Annotated in this window: 10 protein-coding genes; 8 read left to right on the top strand and 2 right to left on the bottom strand. The window is 61.2% G+C overall.

What is annotated here, in order from left to right:
- Positions 1-96: 96 nt before the first annotated feature.
- The gene (locus AD949_RS12360) at positions 97-891 is read left to right on the top strand and encodes an exodeoxyribonuclease III (RefSeq protein WP_371277355.1); all 795 of its coding nucleotides are present in this window, start codon (positions 97-99) and stop codon (positions 889-891) included.
- A 164-nt stretch (positions 892-1,055) separates the two neighbouring features.
- Here AD949_RS12360 and AD949_RS12365 read toward each other — a convergent pair whose 3' ends face one another.
- Together AD949_RS12365 and AD949_RS12370 are read right to left on the bottom strand one after the other, a co-directional pair.
- Positions 1,056-5,318 (bottom strand): translocation/assembly module TamB domain-containing protein, encoded by a 4,263-nt coding sequence (locus tag AD949_RS12365; protein ID WP_048835667.1) that lies wholly within the window; start codon positions 5,316-5,318, stop codon positions 1,056-1,058.
- Positions 5,318-7,342, bottom strand: coding sequence for an autotransporter assembly complex protein TamA (locus tag AD949_RS12370; RefSeq protein ID WP_244463350.1), 2,025 nt, complete (start codon positions 7,340-7,342; stop codon positions 5,318-5,320). The genes AD949_RS12365 and AD949_RS12370 overlap by 1 nt, the downstream gene beginning before the upstream one ends.
- A gap of 195 nt (positions 7,343-7,537) precedes the next feature.
- Here AD949_RS12370 and AD949_RS12375 point away from each other — a divergent pair, with 195 nt between their 5' ends.
- From AD949_RS12375 to AD949_RS12405, 7 genes are all read left to right on the top strand, one after another.
- Entirely contained in the window at positions 7,538-8,563 is a 1,026-nt protein-coding gene (locus AD949_RS12375; protein ID WP_048835668.1) for a lysophospholipid acyltransferase family protein, read from the top strand.
- A gap of 94 nt (positions 8,564-8,657) precedes the next feature.
- Complete coding sequence (gene miaB, locus AD949_RS12380; protein WP_048835669.1) at positions 8,658-10,091, top strand: tRNA (N6-isopentenyl adenosine(37)-C2)-methylthiotransferase MiaB; 1,434 nt, start codon at positions 8,658-8,660, stop codon at positions 10,089-10,091.
- Positions 10,088-11,185, top strand: coding sequence for a PhoH family protein (locus AD949_RS12385; protein WP_082064683.1), 1,098 nt, complete (start codon positions 10,088-10,090; stop codon positions 11,183-11,185). The genes miaB and AD949_RS12385 overlap by 4 nt, the downstream gene beginning before the upstream one ends.
- Positions 11,169-11,756 (top strand): rRNA maturation RNase YbeY, encoded by a 588-nt coding sequence (gene ybeY / locus AD949_RS12390; protein WP_082064684.1) that lies wholly within the window; start codon positions 11,169-11,171, stop codon positions 11,754-11,756. Before AD949_RS12385 ends, ybeY begins: the two co-directional genes overlap by 17 nt.
- A complete protein-coding gene (locus AD949_RS12395) occupies positions 11,753-12,697 on the top strand; it encodes a hemolysin family protein (RefSeq protein WP_048835671.1) in 945 nt (314 codons plus the stop codon). Before ybeY ends, AD949_RS12395 begins: the two co-directional genes overlap by 4 nt.
- 69 nt (positions 12,698-12,766) lie before the next feature.
- Positions 12,767-13,393, top strand: a complete 627-nt coding sequence (locus AD949_RS12400) for a thioredoxin domain-containing protein (RefSeq protein ID WP_048835672.1) — start codon at positions 12,767-12,769, stop codon at positions 13,391-13,393.
- Between the two features lie 38 nt (positions 13,394-13,431).
- Complete coding sequence (locus tag AD949_RS12405; RefSeq protein ID WP_061504663.1) at positions 13,432-17,958, top strand: AAA family ATPase; 4,527 nt, start codon at positions 13,432-13,434, stop codon at positions 17,956-17,958.
- Positions 17,959-17,960 lie beyond the last annotated feature (2 nt).

Consider the following 17,960-nt stretch of genomic DNA (forward strand, 5'->3'; position numbering starts at 1 on the left):
TCAGTCAAGATTACAAGGCGCATGCCCTGCTACGTCCTTCTCTATGTGACTGTTTTTTCTTGCTCCGCAAACCCGGATGCGCAATGGCTCATGCCCATGCGACTTGTAACATGGAACATCAACTCCCTCCGCCTGCGTCTGCCCCGGCTGGAAGACCTCGTTGCCGCACTGGCGCCAGACGTTATCTGCCTGCAGGAAACCAAGGTGCCGGACCCGCTCTTTCCGGAAGATGCCGTGCGGGCGCTGGGCTTTGAGCACCTGCATTATAAAGGCATGAAGAGCTATAATGGCGTGGCCATTCTCTCCCGCCATCCCATCACCCCGATGGAAAAGCTGCCTGACTGGCATGGCAAGGAAGATTGTCGCCACGTAGGCGCCGTCCTCAACACGCCCTCCGGCCCGGTTGAACTGCATGATTTTTACGTGCCCGCAGGTGGAGACATTCCAGACCCGGACGCCAACCCGAAATTTGCCCACAAGCTGGCCTTTGTTGAGGAAGTGACCGACTGGTTCACAATCCGCAAACCTGAACGCGCCATTCTGGTGGGGGATCTGAACATCGCCCCCCTTGAGCATGATGTGTGGAACCACAAGCAACTGCTCAAAATTGTCAGCCACACGCCGCCGGAAACAGAGCGGTTAAACCGCTGGCTAAACACGGGCTTTGTGGACGCCATGCGTCATTTTGTCCCGCCGCAGGAAAAACTTTATACGTGGTGGTCCTACCGCAACCGGGACTGGCAGAAATCCAACCGTGGCCGCCGTCTGGACCATGTGTGGGTCACACCGGACCTCGTCCCCAATCTCAGCGGGATGACCGTAGTGCGGGAAGCACGGGACTGGACCAGCCCCTCCGACCATGTACCTGTAATTGTCGATTTCCAGTTTTAAACCGGGATTTTACAGGACGCAGGCTCTCTTAGTGCTCAGTCAGAAAGCCGCCCCCTGACCTGAGGCGGCAGAGACCGACGCGGCGCGGACCACCGGCACTGACCACCGGCGCTGACCAGCATTCCACAAAGCTGGTCAGCGCCATTCCCTTAATACCCATCCTCTTAATAACGATACTGCCAGAGCAGGCCCACACTGCTGCCGGGGTCATTTTCTGGCGTGGTAAAGCCGGTTACGTTCCCGCCGGTGCCCACTGTGGTGTTCAGCTTGAGGTGTTTTGTCAGGTCAACCTGCACCTGAGCCTGCGTGCCTGAACCGGAAGTGGCCTGCTTGGCCCCCACATACACACCCCGCATCACATATTTCCCGGCCTCCACCGTGGTGCCCCCATTCCCTACGCCGGACCCACCGCCCACCGCCAGACGGTCCAGCCCAAGGGTTTTACGGAGTGTGCCCATCGGGTCAAACGTCGTCACACCCGTGAGTGTCGCCAGCGCCGTGCCAAGTTCCACCATCTGGGTGGAGGACAGAGAATGTGCGTCCGTGCCGAACAGCAGCATCGCCAGAACCTGATCCTGCGGGAGAGATGGAATGGACTCAAAGCTGATTTTAGGCGCGCTGGCGTAACCGCCCACTTTCAGCATCGCGGTTTCTCCATTCACCGCACGGTCAGCTTCAAAGTCCAGCGTGGGGTCCAGCTTGTGGTCTACGCTGCTACCGTTAAAGGCCACTCGCCCTTTGGTGAAGTTGAGGGAAATCCCCGCAAGATCAAAGTTCCCGCGCTTGAGGTCAAACCCACCGCTGACCAACGGCGCCGTGCTGGTGCCTTTCACCTTGAGCTTACCTGCCATTTCGGCATCCAGACCATGCCCGCGCACAAAGAACTTGCCGGGTGAGGTCAAGGTCAGATCAAGCCCGATCACGCTTGCGTTGGCATTGGTCGCGGCAGCTTTCTCCGCTTCCGGCTTATCTCCGGGGCGGATAACATCCAGCCGTGCAACGGAAGACGGCAGGGAGTTGGGAATATTGATCTCCACCTTCCGCAGATCAATATTCCCCGCAACATCCATGCGGCCTGCGGCCTGCCCTTTGATGGTCATCTCGGAATTCATGACCGCTGTAATGAGATCACTGGAAATAGGGCGCGCATCACGCGCTACGAAATGAATATCAACCGGCATCCCCGGTGCCATAACGCCTACGGACCCGGTGACGCCCATTGTGCCGTCACCCGCTTTGGCCGTCAGGTTCTGAATGACAATGCTGGAGCCTTGCCCGACAATCCGCCCGTTGATGGCGGAGAGATGCACACCCTGCGCAAAATCCTGAATATCAGCATTTTGCAGGTCAACAGTGCCCGTCACGCGGGGTGCAGCCGTGGTCCCTTCCACCAGCAGAGCCAGTTGCACCTGCCCCAGAGCCTGCCGCGCCTGCGCACCCAGATAACCATTGGCAATCGCCAGATCCAGATGCCCATTGGTCCGCAAATTGAGTGGCCCGGTACTGGTGAGCGGGGCCGTGCCTGCAACACCAAGCGAGAGCTTCGGCCCGGCATCCGCCTGCATCTTCACTCTAGCGGATGTTCCAGCCAGATCAGCCGTGGCGTCCAGATGCAGGGGCGGCAGCGATGCAGCAGCAGACGCCCCCTGCATCCGCAGCCCATTTCCTGCCAGATGCACCTGCCCCTGTGGTCTTTCCAGAGTGCCGCTCACCTTGGCCTGCACTGCCAGCGTCCCTTGCGCATGCAGGTCAGGCATAAAGGGGCGCGCCAGTGCGGGTGTCAGGTTCCGCACATCTACCGTTGCCGCCAATGTCGGTTTGATGCGGCCCGCAACATCCGCTGTTGCCGGTTCCGCCCCCTGCGTACCCAACGTGGCGCGCAGACGGTCCACTCCCATCGTCTCGCCAAAGGAGATAAGGGCCGGAGCTAGAAGACGCAGATTTTCCTGTTTTGCGGTAGCCGTCAGTTTTTGCAGGTGCACCTGTTTGGCTGGCAGATTGAGCAGGGCAGCGGTATCCAGCGCAAGCGGGTTGCCGGACCATGTGGCCGGGCCAATCTGCGCGCTCAGCGCCATGGCGTTTTCCGGCCCCTTGGCCGTTACCCGCGCCTGCCCTGTCATTCCGGCGGCAGCCAAACCACCCAGTTTCAGGGTAAGGTCCGCATCCGGATGCGCCGCGGGGTCCTTCACCGTGCCTGCCAGAGAAAGACTGCCGATTCTGGCCTGCGGCATGGCAACATTGCCATCCAGCTTTATCGCGACCTGAGGCTTCTGGTTGACCTGCGTGGTTTTGAGGGACGCCGCCAGCGCGCCGGAAATCGGCTGGCCAATCACGTCTTTCAAGTCCGCCAGCCGCCCGATTTTCAGATCCAGCGTGCCAAGCGGCACGACCTCACCCGATGCGAGGGTAAGAGCCCCCTGCCCCTGCACACTGTTCCAAGAGAGTTTTTTCAGGTCAATCTGGCGAGACCCCGTCTCATCCTGCGCCAACGCAACATTCAGCAGCAACGGCGCACGATTGACGGTGCCATGCGCCTCCACAGTGCCCGCAGGCGCAGACGGCAAATGCGCAATATCCGCATCCAGCACCACAGGCCCACGCGGCATGGTTGCCGTGCCGAGGTCCCCTTCCAGATGCAGCTTGGCGGCGAAATCCTGCATTAGCCCCTTGGCGGACAGGGCAAGCGTTACCCCACCGCGCAGAGACGGCAACGCCCGCGCCAGATCAGGCAGCGCCAGCGTGGACGTAATGTCCAAGTCCTGCCCGGTATTCACCCGCCCCTGCGCCTTCAGGTGCAGGGCCTGTCCATCTACCGTCAGAGACGTCAGATCAATCTGCTGCCCTGTAGACTGTGCCACAGGTTGAGATGCCTGCTTTTTCTGCTCCCCACCGGTGCTTGTACTCGCGGGAGAGGCATGCGGCCGCAGGGTTGCTGCCAGAGCAAAGGTGCCCTTCGGGCCGATCAGCCCCGCAGCCTGTAGTTGCCCACCGGTAATGGCCAGCGTGCCATCCGCTTTCAGGTGCGTATCACCCTCCGGCTTGGCGGGCAGGTCAAACTGCGCCGTAACCCCGGCTGTCCCTTGCAGCGGCGTCCCTGCTACCTGCCCGATGGGCCGCAGGTCCGGCAGGTTGAGCGTTAGAGTGCCGCGCTGCGGCGCCGCTGTCAGGACAGAGCCTGTCAGGTGCAGGAGCGGATGTGAAATATCCAACTCCAGCGGCTTACCGGCAGGCGTGGGAGAAAGTTTTGCATCCAGTTGCACTGGCGCGGAAGCCAGCAGGTTAGGCGCGCTACCGGGTATCCGCACGCCGTCCGCTGTCATGACCAGATGCAGCAGATCAACCACTCCGGCCTGCCCGTTCTGGCCGGTAAAGTTCGCCTTCAGGGTGCTGACAGCCGCCCCGGCTGCGGCCAGCCGATCGACCTGAAGTGTTGCCGTGCCATTGGGCGCGGTCATTTTGCCGTTAAGCTGCGCGGCCAGATGAATGGCATCCCACCCGATATCCGGCGTTAACGCCAGTTGCGGCGAGTCAAACTGTGCGGACAGGCGGGCCATGGTTCCAGCCAACAAATTGAGCACACCGTCCGCTTTCGCCTTGACCGGCCCGGCGGAGGCGGAAAAGCCCAGTACCGCCGCATCTGTCGGGCCTTTGATATCGAGCGCGAGGGAAACCGGTGTCAGTTGCGGCATTTTCAGTTTTGCCGCCACAAAACCGTCCGTGCCGTCCTGCGCATCCAGATGCAGGCCCAGCTTGCCACCGCCAGTTGTTGTCGCAAGATCAATCTGCCCTGCGGCATCCAGACGTTTGACGTGCAGCGCAATATCAGACTTCGGCAGAGTGGGCAGGCTCAGCCCATCAATCACCGGGTCTATGGAAGACAGGCGACCATGTCCGGACAGAGAAAAACTGGCCGGAACACCAGCCAGTGCCGCGCCCACCGTAATGCGCTGCACCGCCAGTGTGCGGATATCAACACTTAATCCCAGACTGGATTTTGTAGTGGTGGCCGGAGCCGCGGGGGGTGCATTGGGGTCCGAGACCGGAAGGCGCGGAATAGCCAGTTCATCCGCCTTGAGCGTATAAATCCGGGCAGTGCGCCACACCATGCTGAGCGGAGACCAGTTCAGATCAATATTCCGCAAGGAGAGCCAGATTCCGTCCTTGTCCCGCAAGGCTATGGAGTCCAGATGGAAATTATCTGGAAAACGGCCAGACAGTCCGGCGATGTTAACCGTCCCGCCCGTTAACGCCGTTGTCTGCTTCATCAGCAGTCTGCGCCCCGGTCCAGTATTGGCCCCCACCAGAATAATACCGACAGCCAGAACACTCACGCCCGCCAGAACCCCAACGGACAGACCCAGCACACGCCCGGCACGACGTAGCACGGAACGGCGCGGGGCCGGTGTGGTCTCGTTATACTCAGCCATCAGAATGTTTCCCCGAGACCGATATACAGATCCCACTTGTCCCCGCGATAAGCGCGGTTGAGCGGCACCGCGATATCCACACGCACCGGCCCGATAGGTGTGTAGTACCGCACACCGCCCCCCGCACCCACGCGGAGCGTGCCGGTAAAGGGCATACTGCTGCTGCCCACCTGCCCGGCATCCACAAATCCGGCCATACCAAAGCTTTTGAAGAGCCTCTGCCGATATTCAATGGTTCCCGCATCCAGCGACGTTCCGCCAATGGCGTAGCGGGTGCGCCCATATTGCGGCCCCACCCCCTGCCAGCGATACCCGCGCACCGTCGCACTACCACCGGCATACATGCGCTGATCCGGCGGGATGTCATACGTGGAAGCGCCCTGAATACTGCCAATCATCCCACGCAACGCGATAATGCTCCGTCCCGGCTTGCTGAGACCGAGATGCGCGAGGTCAAAATAAGTGGAAGCCGAGGCGTTCAGGATCGCGAAAAAGGAGGTCCCGCTTCCCTTGTTCCCCAACGAGACCGAGGGGGTGGCGTTAATACTGGCCCGCACACCATGCAGGGCAGGCTCAATCGGGTTGCCCACGCCTGTATTGTCAAATGTCGCCCCCAGCGGGGCCGAAATAATGGTGTAGTCACGGCTGACATTAAACTGTTCGATTTTTTCCTGTTCTGCCGCCAGCCCGAAATTGACATTCCAGTGTTTATCAATTTTGCGGGTAATCCCGGCATTCACCAGAAACGCGGTCTGACGATAGGACCAGAAGAGCTGCCGCAAAGCCTCGACCCGCGCGCTCAGATTCTGGTTGCGGCTGTAAAAATCGGGCTTCATGAAATCCGCATACACATCATAACCCAGCCCTTGCTGGGCTGAGCCGCCAAGGCCGGTGATCAGAGCCGTCAGCTTGAGCCGCTCCGCGTTGCCCAGAATATTGTAATGCGTCCACGTTGCCCCCACGCGGGCGCCAAGGTCTGTTGAATAGCCCGCTTCCGCCCCCACGGACCGCCGCTTGGCTTCCTTGAACGTAAAGTCCAGCGGCATGGTGCCGTTAACCGGCTTTGTCGAACCATCCTTGACCGCAACATTGGAAAACACACCGAGCGAACTCAGGTCCTGCCGTGCGGCTTCAATTTTGGAGGGTTGGTAAAGCTGACCTTCCTGCACCGTCATCCGGCGGCGCACAAATGATTCATGCACCCGCTTCAACCCGTCCACATCAATCACGCCGATATTGAGAACGGGCCCGGCGGAGGCCGGGTAAACAATGTCCAGCGTATGCGTCTGGGGTTTAAGATACGCCCGTGGCTTATCTACCTGCGCCAGCGCATGGCCTTCTTCCCGCCAGACATCCAGCAGGCTTCCGCCGCTCCCCAGCACAGCCTGCGCCACCGCATCCTGCCCGGTTTTCAAGCCAAAGGCTGTTTGCTGGGCTTCCGTCAGGCTGACGGGCGCGTTGGTTTTGGGGTCCACCACCGTAACAGACCCAAGGTGATAAAGTGGGCCTTTCTTGACCGTGATGTCAGCCGTAACTTTCTCGCCTGCCGGCACACCGTTCAGCCAGTCAGACAGTGCCGGGGATGTGCCATCCACAACAACGGCATCTTTCTCTTTGGCGCGATGCAGGGAAATCTGGACGGTGCCTTCGTAATAACCGTAACTCTCCAGCGCGGAACGCAGGCGGTCATACTCGCTACGCACCCGCCCGGCCAATGCAAACGGCCCCACAGCATGCGTTGCCTGAAGGTTCAGCAGGTCAGATGAGGATTTAAGAGCCGCATCAAGGTCAGCCTGACCACTGCTTTCCAGATGTGTCACGTAAGGCTGAGGGTCTGCCGCCCAGACACAGCCCGTAGCCGCACCCCACAGCGTCACGCCTGTCACAACACGATTCGCTGTCAGCACGAGGCCGTCCAGAACGCCTTTACTGCTCACCTGCACGCACCTCTGCTCCCACCGCTCGTCTGCTCCCCCTGCTTTCCGCAACGCGTCTCCCGCGCGCATGATCACGCCGTGCGTCATGCCCCATCACCATGACCAAAATGCGATCACTTTCAGGTTTTCAAGGATTTCTTCGCCCCAGCCCTTCTTGTGCCATCTTGCAGGCATCTTGCGAAGCACGATTGTCCGAGTGCATCAGTTCGCGTTATGAGAGCCTATGATTTGCCATTTCCGCCGCAAACCCAGCCCCTGCCTGAACAAGGCAGACCCGGACTCATGAGCCGCGCCTTCCTCTCTCCCCTCCCATCATGGGTGGAAAAATGCTGTCGGTTGCGCGCACAGGCCAAGGGTGGCCTCCGGCTGGGAACCATTGCACTTTGGGTTCCGCTCTCTGTCGGGTTTGAAGCCTGCCTTCTGCTGGTGCCCGGCACGCCCAAAATCCGCTGGACACGCGTTATCTGGGGCGTGCTGTGCAAATTACTGGGTCTGCGTATCCGGGTTATTGGCAAACGGGCTGGCAATGTTGGGGGGGCTCGTGCGCGGGCGCGGGGTGAACGGCCTGTTATTTATATTTCCAACCATTCCTCATGGCTGGATGTGCTGGTTCTTGGCACGCTGCTGCCATCTGTTTTTGTCGCCAAAGGCGATATTGAGAAATGGCCCATCATGGGGCTGGTGTCCAAAATCGGCCGGACCATTTTTGTCAGCCGCCAGCGCAGCACCACCGGGCGCGAGCGCGACCTGATGATCCGCCGCATGGTGGAAGGGGATAATCTGGTTCTTTTCCCGGAAGGCACATCGTCCGACGGCTCCCGTGTGCTGCCGTTCATGTCCGCCTTCTTCGCCATTGCCAAACTGCCCCGCCTGCGCGATGGCGAGAAAAGCCAGATCCCTCTTGTTTATGATCCCGGCATGTCTCCCATCATCCAGCCGATTTCCGTGGTGTATGATGAACTGGAAGGCCTGCCCGTAGCCCGCCTGCGCCGCCCGGTTTTTGCCTGGTACGGAGATATGGATCTCGGCCCGCATCTCTGGCAGTTGGTGCAGTGGCAACGCGCACGCGCCACCGTTATCCTGCATGAACCGCTGGACCCGGAACTCTTCCCCAGCCGGAAGGCACTCGCACAGGCCGCATGGCATGCTGTGGCTCAGGGTGCTGCGGACCTGCGGCAGAATCAGGATGCCCAGCCCCAGTCAGGCCGGTGCGAACCAGATCAAATTCCCAGCAATAAATCGCGCTTCATAAAACGGCTGCTTGACAGACTGCCTCTCCGTTTTGCTTCATACGAGAAGACAAGCTGAGGACCACCCTTTATGGCGCACAGCCCCTCGATTTCCGGAAAAGAGTCTTGACCTCTGGCCTGACTGGCCTGATTTCCTCCTCCTGCCGTACGGAATGGGCCTGCGGTGTGCCGGAGCCGCTGCTGTCATGACTGGACTTTCCTCTTCTTCTCCCGCCCCGACGACAACGACAACACGTGGCCTGCATGTCATCACATGGGGCTGCCAGATGAATGTGTATGACAGCGCACGGATGAGCGATGTGCTGCGCCCGCTCGGCTATCAGCCGGTGGACACACCCACTGCGGCGGACATGATTATCCTCAATACCTGCCACATCCGGGACCGCGCTGCGGAAAAAGTGTTCTCGGAACTCGGCCGCCTGCGGAAAATTAAGGACGAGCGCGAAGCCACCGGGCAGAAGACCATCATCGCCGTGGCCGGCTGCGTCGCACAGGCGGAAGGGCAGGAAATTCTGGCCCGTGCGCCCTATGTGGATATTGTCCTAGGCCCGCAGACCTATCATCGCCTGCCGGAAATGGTGGCCCGCGCCGCCCGTGCGGGTGGCGCGGTGATCGAGACGGATTTTCCCGCAGAGCAGAAATTTGACTTCCTGCCAGAAACAGCAGCCCCGCAGACGCCCGGCAACCTCACCGCGTTCCTCACCATTCAGGAAGGGTGTGACAAATTCTGCTCCTTCTGCGTGGTGCCTTACACACGCGGGGCCGAGGTCAGCCGCCCGGTCACGTCCGTTCTGGCGGAAGCCCGGCGCATGGTGGAAAGCGGCGTGCAGGAAATCAGCCTGCTGGGCCAGAACGTCAACGCCTATCACGGCACAGGCCCGGATGGAGACGTCTGGGGGCTGGCCCAGCTAGCCTATGCGCTGGCCGCGATCCCCGGCCTGAACCGCATCCGCTACGCGACATCCCACCCGCGCGATATGGATGACGCCCTGATTGCCGCCCATCGGGACCTGCCGGAACTCATGCCCTACCTGCACCTGCCGGTGCAGTCCGGGTCTGACAAAATCCTGCGGGCCATGAACCGGGGGCACACCGCGGACGAATACCGGGACATTGTCCGCAAACTGCAAGACGCGCAGCCGGACATGGCGCTCTCCTCAGACTTCATTGTCGGCCATCCGGGCGAAACGGACGAGGATTTTGAAGCCACCATGCAACTGGTGCGGGATGTCACCTTTGCGCAGGCTTACTCCTTCAAATACTCGCAGCGCCCCGGCACCCCTGCCGCCGGAGCTCCGTTGCAGGTGCCAGAAGACGTGAAGGATGCCCGCCTTCAAGCTCTGCAAGCCCTGCTGCGGGAGCAGCAGGATGCGTTCAACCAGTCTCTCGTGGGCAAGACCGTCTCTGTCCTGTTCACGTCGGAGGGCCGCAAGCCGGGCCAGATTGCCGGGCGCACCCCATGGCTCCAGCCCGTGCATGTGGATGGCACACCGGACCTGATTGGCCGGGAAGTGCCCGTTAAAATTACTGAACGCCTGACCAACTCTCTCAACGGCATTCTGGAAGAGGAGACCGTATACGCTTGAGCACCACCAACCAGACCCTCTCCACCGCACCGGAAAAACCGGTCACCCTGCTATTTGAAGATAACGCGCTGCTGGCGCGCCTTGTAGGAGACCATGACCGCAATCTGCGCCACATGGAGGAAGGGCTGGAGGTGCAGGTCGCCCATCGCGGGAACCGGATTTCCATCAGGGGCACACCGGCCGATGTCGCCATAGCCCGCACAACGCTCAGCACTCTTTATCAGAAACTGGCCGCCGGGGGCGTGGTGGATGTCAGCACATTGGAAGCTGTCATCCGCATGACCCAACTGCGTGAAAGCACAAGGCACACCGATATGCAGCGTTCAGCCGATGTTCACCAGACAGTCCAGCACCCCGCGCAGGCTGATGCCACAGGCACCATGCCTGCCCTGAAAATGCGCCATGGGGTAATTGAACCCCGCTCCCCCGGACAGGCCGCCTACATGCAGGCGTTGGCCAAAAAGGAGATGGTGTTCGGCATTGGGCCAGCAGGCACCGGCAAAACCTATCTGGCCGTGGCACAGGCTGTCGCCATGTTGCAGGCGGGTTCGGTGGACCGGATCATCCTCTCCCGCCCGGCGGTGGAAGCCGGGGAACGTCTGGGCTTCCTGCCCGGAGACATGAAAGACAAGATCGACCCCTACCTGCGCCCGCTTTATGACGCCCTGCATGACATGCTGCCGGGAGATCAGGTCGTGCGGCGGATGGCGGCGGGGGATATTGAGGTCGCTCCACTGGCCTTCATGCGCGGGCGCACGCTCTCCCATGCGTTTGTCATTCTGGATGAAGCCCAGAACACCACCATCGCGCAGATGAAGATGTTTCTCACCCGCCTCGGGCCGGGGTCACGCATGGTAATTACGGGCGACCTCACCCAGATCGACCTGCCTTCGGGCACGACATCCGGGCTGAAGGACGCTCTGGAAACGCTGGGCCATGTGCGCGGCATTAACATCACACAGTTTGACGCGGCGGATGTGGTGCGGCACAGACTGGTCGCGCGCATTGTAGAAGCGTATGATGTAAGGACGACGGCTCTCAGGGGATCGCCCCGTGACAATGGCCGTCAGGAGAACAATGGAACCGCCAAGTAGCACAAGCCACGTTCCCGCAAGGGATGTGGCTGGCCCGGAAAATCCTGCGACAGCAGGCTTTTTCCCCTCCTGCGCGTTTGAAGAAACGCCGGAAATTCTGGTAGAGGACCGGCGCTGGCACTGTTACGTGCCCCGCGCGGAACAACTGGTGCGCCACACTCTGGCCGCCTGCAAAGGGTATGGCCGCCAGCCCGGCAGCGTTGTGTTATCGACCGACCGCGTGGTGCGTGTCCTCAACGGGCAGCATCGCGGCAAGCACCGCCCCACCAATGTTCTGACCTTTGACCCACCATTTGCCCCACCTCCGGGCATTCCCGGCGGAGACATTATCTTCGCGCTGGAAACCGTGCTGCGGGAAGCTCGCGCGGCGGGGAAATCTGTCAGCCAGCATCTGGCGCATCTGATTGTTCACGGCAGCCTGCATCTGGCGGGTTATGACCATCATCAGGCGGGAGAAGCCCGCGAAATGGAAATGCTGGAAGCACGCCTGCTCTCCCGGCTGCATATTCCCAATCCATGGAAGCCGCAGGGGAAGCCAGAGGGAATGCTACAGGGGACACGACAGGCATGAGCGAGCACGACTCCACACGGTCAGAAGGGCAAGACCCTCCCAGCCGCGGCCTGTTTTCCTTTCTAAGCCGTAGAAAGCAGACTCCCGGCCTGCGCAGTTCCATTGCAGCCCTTGTGCAGCAGGCTGCCAACGAATCCGAGACACCGGAAGGGGAAAAACCGGAGCTGGACCGGCAGGAACGCGTGCTGATTGCCAACATCCTGCGCCTGCGGAATATCTCGGCGGATGATGTGATGATCCCGCGCCCGGATATTATCGCGATGCCGGTTGCCATCAGTCTGGATGATGCGCTGGCCATGATGCGGCGGGAAAACCACTCCCGCATGCCGGTTTATCGCAACCAGTTGGATGATATTGTGGGCATGATCCATGTGAAGGATCTGATTGCCTATGTCGGCACCAGTGAGGCCTTCAACATCGAGCCCCTGCTCCGCCAACCGCTGATGATTGCCCCGCAGATCCCGGTGATGGACCTGATGCTGCAAATGCGCCAACGCCAGACGCATATGGCGCTGGTGATTGACGAATATGGCGGCGTGGATGGTCTGGTGACGATTGAAGACCTGATTGAAACCATCGTCGGCGATATTTCCGATGAGCATGACGAACCCGCCGTGACCATGATTACCGAACGCCCGGACGGCACGTATGATGTGGATGCCCGCTGCCCGGTGCAGGAGTTTGAACAGCGGATTGGCGGCATTCTCACAGCCTCCGAAAAGGAAGCCGAAATCGAGACAATCGGCGGTCTGGTGTTCCGCATGGCTGGCCATGTGCCTGCGCGTGGTGAAGTGCTGACCCATGAAAACGGGTATGTTTTCCGGGTGCTGGATGCGGATGCCCGGCACATCCGCCGCGTGCGGGTCCGCAAACTACCCAACGCGGCAGAACCTACCCCCAGCGAAGGTGAGAGCGATACCGAGCCCTCGCGTATGGCTTGACGGACACAGTATTCTGCCGTCATCCCTAACTGACTGACCGTTTCAACCACAACGAATGCAGGATTACCCATGTCCTTTTCCCGTCGTTCTCTCCTTGTCACCGCTGGCACGGCTCTGGCCGCAACGGCAACGCACGGTCTGGCTTTTGCCGACACGGCAACCGGGACAGACCCGCGCATGGCGACGCGGCAGATGGGGGATCCGAACGCAAAAATCGTTGTGGAAGAATGGTTCTCGCTGACCTGCATCCATTGCGCCCATTTTTCCGAAAACACGTTCCCGCAGGTTAAGAAGAACCTGATCGACACCGGGAAAATCCGCTACGTGTTCCATGATTTCCCGACAGATCAGCTTGCAACCGTTGCCGCCATGGTCGCGCGTACGCTGCCGCCGGAACGCTACGAGCCCTTTACGGCCTCCCTGCTCGCCAGTCTGGACCGCTGGGCCTACATCAAGGACAGCAGCCCGCTGGAAGCCCTGAAAAAAATGGCCGCCTTTGCCGGGATGCCGGGCGATGTGTTTGATAAAACAGTCGCCGACCAGCAATTAATGCAGTTCATTCTGGACCAGCAGACGGACGCGCAGAACAAGTATCATTTCGATTCCACGCCGACCTTCCGCTTCAACAACAAAATTCAGGTTTCGAATGACATGACATACGAAGCCTTCGCCAAAAATCTGGCGGACGCCAGCTGACGCGCGCCGTCTCCGTCTGGCAATAAGCCCGGTTCTGTATGACCGTCCGCTTTGTCCGCTTGCGGATTGTCGGGTTCAAGAGCTTTGCTGAACCCGTCACCGTAGAAATTCTCCCCGGCCTGACCGGCATTGTCGGACCCAATGGGTGTGGCAAATCCAACGTGGTGGAAGCCCTGCGCTGGGTGATGGGAGAATCCTCCGCTCGCTCCCTGCGCGGCGGAGAAATGGATGATCTAATTTTTGCGGGCACGGCAGGCCGCCCTGCCCGCTCTCTGGCGGAAGTGACCGTCACGCTGGAAGGCACACAAGGCCACGGCCCCGCCGCCTTTGCCGATCAGGACGAACTTCAGATTACCCGCCGGGCCGAACGCGGCTCCGGCAGCGAATACCGCATTAACGGCAAGCCCGCCCGCGCGCGGGACGTGCAGACGCTGTTTGCCGATCTCGCGTCCGGCGCCCGCTCCTCCGCCATGGTCAGTCAGGGCCGTGTGGCCATGCTGGTGGGCGCGCGGCCAGAGGAACGCCGCTCCATTCTGGAAGAAGCCGCGGGCATCACCGGCCTGCACGCCCGCAGGCATGAAGCTGAACTCAAGCTGCGCGCCACCGAGAGCAATCTGACCCGCGCGGAAGACCTCCGCCAGCAACTGGAAACCCGGCTGGGCGGCCTTGCCGAACAATCCCGCGAAGCCAGCCGCTACCGCGAACTCTCCTCCGCCCTGCGTGACGCGGAAACCGAACTGCTGGCGGTCCTGCATGCCCGCGCCCGGCAGGCGGTTGAACGCGCCATTGAAACCGCCGTCCGCGCCCGCCATGCCCTGACAGAGCATGAAGAGGCCGCTGAAGGCGCGGTGATTGCGGAGTTTGAAGCCAACCAGAAACTCCCCACCCTCCGCGCCCGAGCGGATGAAGCCCGCACAGTGCTGGAACGCTGCCGGGTCACGGCGGAAGGCGTCACACGGGAAGAAGAACGCGCCGCAGCACAGGCCAGAAGTGCCACAGAACGCCTCCAGCAGCATGAAGCCGACTACACAGCCGCCCAGACCCGCGTGGAGGATGCCACCGATACACTGGAACGTCTGAGCACGGAAAAAACCGAGTCCGAAGCGGCAGAAGCCTCCCTCCCCCAAAGAACCGCCGATGCGGAAGCCCGCCAGACCGAACTGACCGAGGCTCTGGCAGACAGCGAACGCACACTGACCCAGCAGACCGAAACACTGGCCGCCGCCCGCGCCCGTAAACAACGCGCCACAGAAGAACTGGAATCCGCCACCACCCTGCTAACCCGTGCATCAGACGCCGTCTCTACCCTACAAGCCGAACTGGACGCATTGCAGGCGCGCCTGCCGTCTGATGAGAGTATGGCGGACGCCGCCAAAGCCGTGCAGGAGGCCCGTGCCGCGCAGGCCGCCGCCCGCACAGCGTTTGAAGAAGCCGACCGCGCCCGCTCGGACGCCAGCGTTGCCCTGTCCATCGCACGGAACGATGCGGAAAACGCCCGCCAGACGCAGGCTGAAACCCGTAAGGCACTTGAGCGCAGCCGTGCCAAACTCACCACGTTGCGGTCTGATCTGGCACAACTTGAAAAACGCCACGCGGAGACGCAGGCCGCCCTTTTGGAAGACTCCGCTCTCCAGACTTTGAAAGACAAGGCAGCACAGGCCACCACGGAGCATCAGGCTGCCGCGCTAACGCTGGAAGAGGCCGAGACCACACGGCGCGACACCTCCGCAGCTCTCACTCAGGCCAGCCGCGCCTTTCAGGACCATGAAAGCCATCGCAGAAGTGTAGAAGCAACCTGTTCTACCGCCCAGACGGCTCTAAACCGCGCCCGTCAGGAAGAAGAGACACTTACAAAAGGGCTGCATCAGGCGCAGTCTGAGGCCCTCCCGGACGACACGCTCAAAGTGGCCCAGACCGCCCGCGCCACGCAGGAAGACAAACTCCGCACAGTTACAGAGGCTCTTACGCAGGCGGACGCCAGCCTGACCGACCTCCGGACAAACCACACAAGCGCCGTCAACCACCAGAATACCCTCCAGACGGAACTCGCCCGCTTGCAGGCACAGGCGGACGGGCTCGCGCAGGCGCTGGGGACAGATACGGCGGATACGGCAGAACCAGTTTCCGCCCGTATGGATATTCCAGAAGGGTATGAGGCCGCTCTGGCCGCGGCCCTCTCAGAAGGTCTGGATGCCCCGGTGGCGGACAATGCCGCGCGGGGCTGGCATTGTTTACCAGCCTTAGCGGACCTACCCGCCCTGCCCGGTAACGCCGTGCCCCTCAGCACTCATATCAAAGCGCCTGAGGCACTGGACCGTGTTCTGTCCAGCATTGGTCTCCTGCCAGACGGTGTGGATGGTCGGCCCCTGCAAGCAGACCTCAAGCCGGGGCAAAGCCTTGTTTCAAAGGCGGGCGATCTCTGGCGCTGGGATGGATTTTATACCCGCGCGGGAGAACCGGACGCCGCAACACGCCGCCTCGCCCAACGCCGGATTTTAAAAGAGACCGAGCAACGTCTCGTAACGCTCCAGCAGGACGCGCCAAGCGCCGAGCAAGCGGTAGCCGCCGCCAGCGTAGCACTCCGGGATATGGAACAGCAGGCTACAAACCACCGTGCCCAACGGGCAACGTTTGAAAAAGCCTTGCAGCAGGCCCGCACGCAGGAAGCCGACCTTGAACGCCGCCATGCAGCCTCTCGCGCCCGGCTAGACGGCCTTCTGCCGCAACAGGAACGCGCCGTTGCCGCGAGAAAAGAGGCCGAAGCCACCCTGATAGCGGCCAAAGCCGCACAGGACGCCCTGCCACAGACAGAAACGCTCAAAACGGCGCTGGAACAGGCTCGCCAGAAAGACACAGCAGCCCAGCAGACAGAGCTGCAGGTCCGCACGTCCCTTAAACTGGCGGAACAGTCCCTCCGGTCCGCGCAGGACGCCCTGACCCGCGCGGAAAACCAACAGGCCTCAGCCAGCGCACGCATGGAAACGCTGCTGCCGGAGCGCGAGCGCCTGCGGCAGGATGTTGTGGTGGAAGAAAGCTCGGTTGCTGATCTGGAAAGCCGTCTGGCGACCGGGCAGGCTGACAAGCAGATTGAAGAGACCCTGCACACCGCCCAGACCCGGCAAAGTGAGGCCGAATCTGCCTACCGCACAGCAGAGCAGACCGTGCTCAGCGAGGAAAAAGCGACGCAGGAGGCCACGCAGCACCATCAGACAGTGCAGGAACTGGCTCTTGAAGTCCGCTCCCGTCTGGCCGCCCTCACCCCGCGTCTGGAATCGCTTCAGGTAGAACAGGCTGAGGCCGAAGCGCGTAAAACCCATGCGATAGCCGCACAGGAAGAGGCCGCCCGCGCGTTGCCGGACAACGGTGAAGAAACGCTGGCGACCTTGCGGGAGCAACGCACCACCCTGACCGCAGAACTTGAACAGGTGCGTGAACTCCGGGCATCCTTACAGGCGGAAAAAACCACACTTGCGAGCCGACTGGCTTCTCTGAACGCCACAATGCAGGACTGGACCGCCCGCGCAGACGCAGCCCGGACCGATCTGACCCATTCGCAGGCTCGGTTGGATGCGGCCCGCACGGAGCATCAGACGGTCTCAGAACTGCCCGCAGAAGCTGAGCGGCTGAAAAACACCACGCTTCAGGCTCTGGCAGAGGCCGAAACCGCCTATGCCGAGGCCGACAAAGCGCGCGCCGAAGCGGAAGCAGCTCTGAGTGACGCGAATGAACAGCGCCGGAAAACCGAGGCGCAACTGACCGCCGCGCGGGAAAATCTCTTGAAAGCCGACGCTCGAAGTGAGCAGGCGCAGGCCATTCTCGACCAGCTTCTGGCCGAAACACCAGCCCCGCCCCGCGCTCCCACGGGAGACCTGACGGAAGCCGCGGAAAGTGCTCTGCGCCGTAAAATCTCTCGCCTCACGCGGGAACGGGAAGAGATGGGCCCGGTCAACCTGCGCGCGGAAATCGAGGCTGAAGAAGCCTCCGGACAGGCCCGCACGCTGGGGGCGGAAATCGCGGATCTGGAAGCCGCCATTGCCCGGCTACGGGGCTCTATCGGCTCCCTGAATAAGGAAGGGCGGGAACGGCTGATGGCTGTGTTCACGCAGGTGGACCAGCATTTCCAGTCCCTCTTCTCCCGCATGTTTGGCGGTGGCCGGGCGCATCTCGGCCTTGTCGGCAGTGATGACCCGCTGGAAGCCGGGCTTGAAATCTATGCCCAGCCACCGGGGAAAAAGCTGGCCACCTTGTCCCTCCTTTCGGGAGGTGAACAGGCTTTAACCGCTCTTTCATTGATTTTTGCAGTGTTTCGCTGTAATCCGGCCCCCGTTTGTGTGCTCGACGAGGTTGACGCACCGCTTGATGATGCCAACGTTGGACGTTTCAGTTCCCTGTTGGGGGACATGGTTACAGAAGCAGGAACCCGTTTTCTGGTTGTTACTCACCATCAACTGACAATGGCCCATATGGACCATCTTTTTGGCGTAACCATGCAGGAGCGCGGTGTGAGCCGTGTTCTGTCAGTTGATCTTGCCCGCGCCGCCGCTATGGCCGGGCAACAGGACTAGGG

Source organism: Acetobacter orleanensis (assembly GCF_001581005.1).
Taxonomy (GTDB): Bacteria; Pseudomonadota; Alphaproteobacteria; order Acetobacterales; family Acetobacteraceae; genus Acetobacter; species Acetobacter orleanensis.

Coding starts and splice junctions, on each gene's coding strand:
- AD949_RS12360 (WP_371277355.1), top strand. CDS start 97: ATGCGACTTGTAACATGGAACATCAACTCCCTCCGCCTGCGTCTGCCC.
- AD949_RS12365 (WP_048835667.1), bottom strand. CDS start 5,318: ATGGCTGAGTATAACGAGACCACACCGGCCCCGCGCCGTTCCGTGCTA.
- AD949_RS12370 (WP_244463350.1), bottom strand. CDS start 7,342: ATGACGCACGGCGTGATCATGCGCGCGGGAGACGCGTTGCGGAAAGCA.
- AD949_RS12375 (WP_048835668.1), top strand. CDS start 7,538: ATGAGCCGCGCCTTCCTCTCTCCCCTCCCATCATGGGTGGAAAAATGC.
- miaB (WP_048835669.1), top strand. CDS start 8,658: ATGGGCCTGCGGTGTGCCGGAGCCGCTGCTGTCATGACTGGACTTTCC.
- ybeY (WP_082064684.1), top strand. CDS start 11,169: ATGGAACCGCCAAGTAGCACAAGCCACGTTCCCGCAAGGGATGTGGCT.
- AD949_RS12395 (WP_048835671.1), top strand. CDS start 11,753: ATGAGCGAGCACGACTCCACACGGTCAGAAGGGCAAGACCCTCCCAGC.
- AD949_RS12400 (WP_048835672.1), top strand. CDS start 12,767: ATGTCCTTTTCCCGTCGTTCTCTCCTTGTCACCGCTGGCACGGCTCTG.
- AD949_RS12405 (WP_061504663.1), top strand. CDS start 13,432: ATGACCGTCCGCTTTGTCCGCTTGCGGATTGTCGGGTTCAAGAGCTTT.